Below are 5,276 nucleotides of genomic sequence, written 5' to 3' on the forward strand. Positions count from 1 at the left end.
GGCATGGCCTATCCCGGGCTTGTCCTTGCCAACGCGGCGTTAGGAGCAGGGGTGGAGACCCACCTGTTCTTCACCTTCTGGGGCTTCGACATCATCACCAAGTCCAGGATGGGTGACCTGAAGTTCACCCTGCTCGGCAATACCGCCTCGCACATGCCGCAGGGGCTGGGCGGCCTGCCCGGCATGACAGCGATGACGACGCACGTGATGAAGAAACAGATCGCCGACGTCGGCGTGCCAGAGGTGCCGGAGTTCCTCGAGCAGATCGTCGCCTCCGGCGGCCATCTGTGAGCCTGCCGCATGTCCGCCGACATGATGCACCTCGACGAATCCGATTTGTATGAGGACGTCGAAGGGATCATCAGCGCCGCGGACTTTATTGAGAAGACCGACGGCGCCCAACTGCTGTTTATCTGACACGGGACCGAGGGTCGCCTGGCAGGGGACCGCGGGTGAGAGGCGATCGCAACGTTCGAGGCGACGTTCCCTGGATGCCGGGAAAGGCCGGTTGGCCGGCCTCGGCCCCGGTCGAGTCCTGGCCGGCGTTCGCGGTCGTGTCGCCGTCACCACGCCCGAGTCCCCTGAGCCGCCGTGGGATGGCTCTCACCCTACGGTGCCGATCGGTGCGGCGAGGGCGGCGTCGAGGCGGGCGCCGGCCTCCTTCGCCACCGGTTCCAGTTCGTCGCGGCCGGTGACGGTGACCATGATCCGCGGGTCGAGGACCTCGACCACGGTGCCACCGTCGGCGGCGCGGACGACGACGTTGCAGGGCAGCAGCAGGCCGATCTGCCGGTCGACGTCGAGAGCCCGGTGGGCGGCCGGCCCAGATCGCGCCCGACGGGCATACCGCCGTCCTGCTCGGCGGCGCGGCCGCAGAGAACATCGACCTGCACACCCTGCTGTCGGACCGCACCCCGCTGGTGCTCGGGGTGGTGCTGGGGATGGGTTTCCTGCTGCTGCTCGTGGTGCTCGCCGCGCCGCTGGCAGCCGCCCTCGGGGTGGTCACGAACCTGTTCGCGACCGGTGCCACGTTCGGCGTCGCGAAGCTGGTTTTCGCCGACGGGCACGGCGCGGGCCTGCTGGGTTTCACCTCCCAGGGGTTCCTCGACGCCTGGGGGCCGATCTTCTTCTTGGCAATGATCTTTGCGATCTCTATGGACTACACGGTGTTCCTGCTCGCCTCGGCCAAGGAGCACTGGGAACGCTCCGCCGATCCACGGGAGGCGATAGTCGGCGGGCTCGCTCACTCCGGTCGGGTCATCTTCGCGGCGGCCGCGGTGATGGTTGCGGTGTTCTTCACCTTCGCACTGTCCGGACCGCTGCCGCCAAAGGAGATGGGCGTCATCCTCGGCATCGCCGTGCTGCTGGACGCGGCCCTCGTCCGCCTCACCTGCTACCCGTCCTGCTCCGGATCATCGGACGGGCCGCCTGGTACAGCCCGATGTGGCTGCGCCGCGTCCTACCCACTGTCACCTTCGCCCACTGACCGAACGCCCACTGACCGAAGCGATCGCGTCCCTGGGCCGGCTACCCGCCGCCGGCCTAGGCACGACATCTGCCGAGGGCCACGCGAGGGACAGGAACAGCTTTTCCAGTTCCGTCTCGGTCATCGGTGCCGCCTCGCCGCTCTCACGCGCGGCCAGGCACTGTTGCATCCCGGACACTATGATCTTAAATCCGGCCCGGTCCAGAGCTCGGGAGACCGCGGCAAGCTGGGTGACGACGTCAGCGCAGTCGCGACCATCCTCGATCATGCCGATTACGCCGCGGAGCTGACCCTCGGCGCGCCGCAGGCGCCGAATCACATCCGCCATCGCCGTCTCGTCGACCTGCATCCCGACCTCCATATCCCGCACCAGGTGACCGCAGGCGCTGCCTCCAAGATACCCTCCCGGGTATACATCGGGTGACCTCACCCACGATCAGACCTTTCGGGATCGTCGCCGCTGGTTGTGGCTGGTTGTGGAGGACCTGGCGGGCGAAGGTGAGCTGTACCTGTCCAGCCGGCAGATCGCCGAGGCGCTCAATGCCGAGGGCTGCGCCCACCCAAGCGCACCGACCGCTTCGGCCCCGGCCAGGTCCTCACCCTGACCCGCCGGCTGGGCATCGGGGTCCGCCACCCTCGCGGCACCCGCACCGCGCTAACCGGCCTGGGACCACACCGGTACTCGGTGACCGAACTCGCCGTAGCCCTCCAGCAGGCCGACCGCTACCCTCTACACCTGGATCTACCGGGGGTGGATCACCGCGCAGCGCCACCCGGATGGCAGGTCCTGGGTCATCATCGCCGATGACGCCGAGATGCAGCGGCTACGCGAGCGCCGGGCCCCCGGGCCACTACACCCGCCGGGTACCCCGATAACCGACGTTTCGTCGGCTGCTTCGCATCGAGTCGGACGGGACAAGAGCCAAGCGGGCACACCACGTCGGTGGAGGGGTAGGCTGTAGGTGTTGCTTGTTCTTCCGTGCGTGACCTACGCAGAGAACGGCACGACTGGACCACGGCACCGGCCGGGGTCTGGGGCGAGGCCGGTACGCGAAGGACGCTTACCGGGAGCGCGGCAAGGAGAAATAATCGTGGCGCAGGGTACCGTCAAGTGGTTCAACGCGGAGAAGGGCTTCGGATTCATCTCCGTCGACGGTGGCGGCCCGGACGTGTTCGTCCACTACTCCTCGATCGTGGCGGACGGCTATAAGTCCCTGGATGAGGGCCAGAGCGTCCAGTTCGAGATCGTGCAGGGCCAGAAGGGACCGCAGGCGGACAACGTCCAGCCCGTCTGAGACCGTACCACCCCCAGCCTTACGCGTCGGCGCGCGGCTCCCGCGGGAGCCGCGCGCCGACGTTGTGTTGGTCGATGTTGTGTTGGCAGGCCGGTAGTCTCACCGCCGTAGTTGACCGACGCCGTCGGCGGACACCGCGCGATCATGGCTCATGTACACCTGATGAGCGACCAGATCAGCGCCCGGGCAACTGAACCACGGTGATGAAGAAGTCGTCGATGAACCGGACGTCATCTACGAACCGGTCGAAGTCGACCGCCTTCGTCACGTAGGCGTTGGCGTGCAGATTGTAGCTGCGCAGGATGTCCTCGGCAGCGTCCGAGGTGGAGAGCACCACGACGGGGATACGTCGCAGGTCGGCGTCGGCCTTGACCTCGGCCAGGACCTCGATGCCGTTGCGGCGCGGCAGGTTGAGGTCCAGCAGGATCAGGTCGGCCGTAGGGGCCTGTGTGAAGGGCTCCTCCCGGCGGAGGAACGCCATGGCCTGGATACCGTCGTTCACGACATGCAGCCTGCCGTTGATCCGATCATCCGCGAACGCTTCGCGGGTCATGAGGACATCCCCCGGGTCGTCCTCAACCAGCAGTACGTCGAACGGGTCCGTACGGACACTCGCCGTCATCTGGATACCTCGAAGTAGAGGCCGCCATCGCATGGCAGCCGGACGAGAAGCGGGGGGTAGGGACGAGAGGCGGAGTAGGGACGAGAAGCGGGGACAGGGCGGACCGGACGATCAGCGCCCACCGCGGGGGACGGCCGCTCCTCGAGAGCGTGAGCGGGGTCGCGAGCAGGCGCGGGCGGAGCCCGTCCGGCCCGGAACGGTAACCGGACATCCCGGAATCGATGCACGGACTTTGGCGATGTCTGACGGTACGCCAACGGAAGTGGTCTGTCGCCCCCCTAACAGGGACAAGTCCAAGGACAAGCCGAGGCTCACCGTTTTCGGCCTCGCCGCGACCGCCCGGGCACCCACGACCGCCCGGGCACGAGGCCGTACTTCGGCCGCCGTTCCCGGCGTGGCGGTTCCCGGTCGCCTCCGGCGGGAAGGCAAGGGCCATGAGCTCCGGCAGCCCGGTCCAGGACGAGATCCGCCCGCATGCCCGCGAACTGCGTCGGCTGATCCCGGACGTATACCGGGGACTCGGCGCCCTGGGCGACGCTGCTCTCCGTGACGGTGCCCTGGACAGCTGCACGAAGGAGCTGATCGCACTGGCGCTCGCCGTGAGCACCCAGTGCGACGGTTGCATCGAGACACACGCCCACGGCGCCGTCCGGCAGGGTGCGACCTGCCAGGAAGCAGCCGAGGCCATCGGGGTGGCACTGCTGATGAACGGCGGGCCGGCGTCGGTCTACGGCCCGCGCGCGTTCGCCGCCTTCAGGCGTTTCCGCGCCGAGCGGCACGAGGCGGGGGACGGTACGGCGCCGCTCGGCCACGTAACCCCGGCCTCGCCGGGACACGCTCCATCAACCGGCCAGGTTCAGCCCCCCGACAACACCGACGTCTGAACCGGCGGCAGAGGACCCGCCGCGCCGACCACCTGGCGGACGGTGGTATCCGCAGACCGTCTTCATGACCGGCTGAGGACACGTCGGCGCGGGTGCCGCCGCCATCCGGCGGGCGCCCCGGACGGCCCAGATACAGACAAAGAAAATCTCATGGTTAAAAATATCCCTGGAGATTTCCTCGCCCCCGTTTCGGGCCATCGAAATTCGTTGCTCCACGGACGAATTGTTTACCTATCCTTTACAGTTCCACCCACCTCGGCCGGCGACATCCTGTTACGATTTCCCCGTGACTGAAGGCGAACGGGGAAGAAGGATCCGATGACGTTTGTCGTCCTGTCACCCTGCATTGATGTCAAGGACACCGCCTGCGTGGAGGAGTGCCCGGTCGACTGCATCTACGAGGGCGGCCGCAAGCTGTACATCAACCCGGATGAGTGCATCGACTGCGGAGCCTGCGAGTCGGCCTGCCCGGTCGACGCGATCAAGAGTACCCGGATCGTGCCGGCGAGCGAGGCCGAGTTCATTGCGGACGAAGGAGTCGAAATGAAATAACTTGCGCGTTTCGAACCCTCCACAGGCCTGTGACCTGCGATGATGCTCTCGATCACGTATTTGTTACTTCATTACGTCCCCGAAGCCCGGTTCTTCACCGCCATCCTGTCTGGTCGGGATGCTCCGATCGGTAATCCGGGCGGCGCCGGCAAGATCGGCCCGATCAGGGCGGACACCGCTTTCGTCGCGTCCTACAGACGCTGACGAGACAAGCCGCCGGCGAAGGCTGACGCGGCCACGGCGTCAGCGAGACCGCCGGCCTACGGCCGGTGCCCAGGACCCATCCCGTCCGGGCACCGGCCCTCTACATTTCGGGGCCGAAGCAGGGGCCGGGGTCGAAGCAGAGTTCGGGGCCGGAGTCGGCTGGAGACGTTCCCGGCGTTCCCCGTACCGCGCCTGAATCGACGTGTCTCGATGTGTCTCGACGGGTTTCCCGG

4 protein-coding genes and 5 pseudogenes are annotated in these 5,276 nt (G+C 67.2%); 6 read left to right on the forward strand and 3 right to left on the reverse strand.

Features of this window, described 5'->3' with window-relative positions; translation table 11 throughout:
• Window positions 1–3 precede the first annotated feature (3 nt).
• Window positions 4–417 (forward strand): annotated as a pseudogene (locus ACY5KJ_RS04070) (DsrE/DsrF/DrsH-like family protein).
• A 186-nt stretch (window positions 418–603) separates the two neighbouring features.
• Here ACY5KJ_RS04070 and ACY5KJ_RS04075 read toward each other — a convergent pair.
• Window positions 604–822 (reverse strand): annotated as a pseudogene (locus ACY5KJ_RS04075) (DUF302 domain-containing protein); the annotation flags it as partial.
• A 26-nt stretch (window positions 823–848) separates the two neighbouring features.
• Between ACY5KJ_RS04075 and ACY5KJ_RS04080 the strand changes: the two are divergent.
• Window positions 849–1,486: pseudogene (locus tag ACY5KJ_RS04080) on the forward strand (MMPL family transporter); the annotation flags it as partial.
• Window positions 1,487–1,568: 82 nt separating this feature from the next.
• On the opposite strand, the pseudogene ACY5KJ_RS04085 reads toward ACY5KJ_RS04080, so the two are convergent.
• Window positions 1,569–1,835: pseudogene (locus ACY5KJ_RS04085) on the reverse strand (metal-sensitive transcriptional regulator); the annotation flags it as partial.
• 742 nt (window positions 1,836–2,577) lie between these two features.
• Here ACY5KJ_RS04085 and ACY5KJ_RS04090 point away from each other — a divergent pair.
• A complete protein-coding gene (locus ACY5KJ_RS04090; RefSeq protein ID WP_011438823.1) occupies window positions 2,578–2,781 on the forward strand; it encodes a cold-shock protein in 204 nt (67 codons plus the stop codon).
• Window positions 2,782–2,956: 175 nt separating this feature from the next.
• Here ACY5KJ_RS04090 and ACY5KJ_RS04095 read toward each other — a convergent pair whose 3' ends face one another.
• Complete coding sequence (locus tag ACY5KJ_RS04095) at window positions 2,957–3,403, reverse strand: response regulator (protein WP_462186728.1); 447 nt, start codon at window positions 3,401–3,403, stop codon at window positions 2,957–2,959.
• 434 nt (window positions 3,404–3,837) lie between these two features.
• Between ACY5KJ_RS04095 and ACY5KJ_RS04100 the strand changes: the two genes are divergently transcribed.
• The 3 genes and pseudogenes from ACY5KJ_RS04100 (at window position 3,838) to ACY5KJ_RS04110 (ending at window position 5,043) form a co-directional block, all read left to right on the forward strand.
• Window positions 3,838–4,287, forward strand: a complete 450-nt coding sequence (locus tag ACY5KJ_RS04100) for a carboxymuconolactone decarboxylase family protein (protein WP_462186729.1) — start codon at window positions 3,838–3,840, stop codon at window positions 4,285–4,287.
• 318 nt (window positions 4,288–4,605) lie between these two features.
• Window positions 4,606–4,818, forward strand: a pseudogene (locus ACY5KJ_RS04105) (indolepyruvate ferredoxin oxidoreductase subunit alpha); the annotation flags it as partial.
• 60 nt (window positions 4,819–4,878) lie between these two features.
• On the forward strand, window positions 4,879–5,043 hold the full coding sequence (locus ACY5KJ_RS04110; protein ID WP_462186730.1) for a hypothetical protein: 165 nt from the start codon (window positions 4,879–4,881) through the stop codon (window positions 5,041–5,043).
• Window positions 5,044–5,276 lie beyond the last annotated feature (233 nt).

The organism is Frankia sp. CcWB3 (assembly GCF_977927595.1).

Coding starts and splice junctions, on each gene's coding strand:
- ACY5KJ_RS04110 (WP_462186730.1), top strand. CDS start 4,879: ATGATGCTCTCGATCACGTATTTGTTACTTCATTACGTCCCCGAAGCC.
- ACY5KJ_RS04100 (WP_462186729.1), top strand. CDS start 3,838: ATGAGCTCCGGCAGCCCGGTCCAGGACGAGATCCGCCCGCATGCCCGC.
- ACY5KJ_RS04095 (WP_462186728.1), bottom strand. CDS start 3,403: ATGACGGCGAGTGTCCGTACGGACCCGTTCGACGTACTGCTGGTTGAG.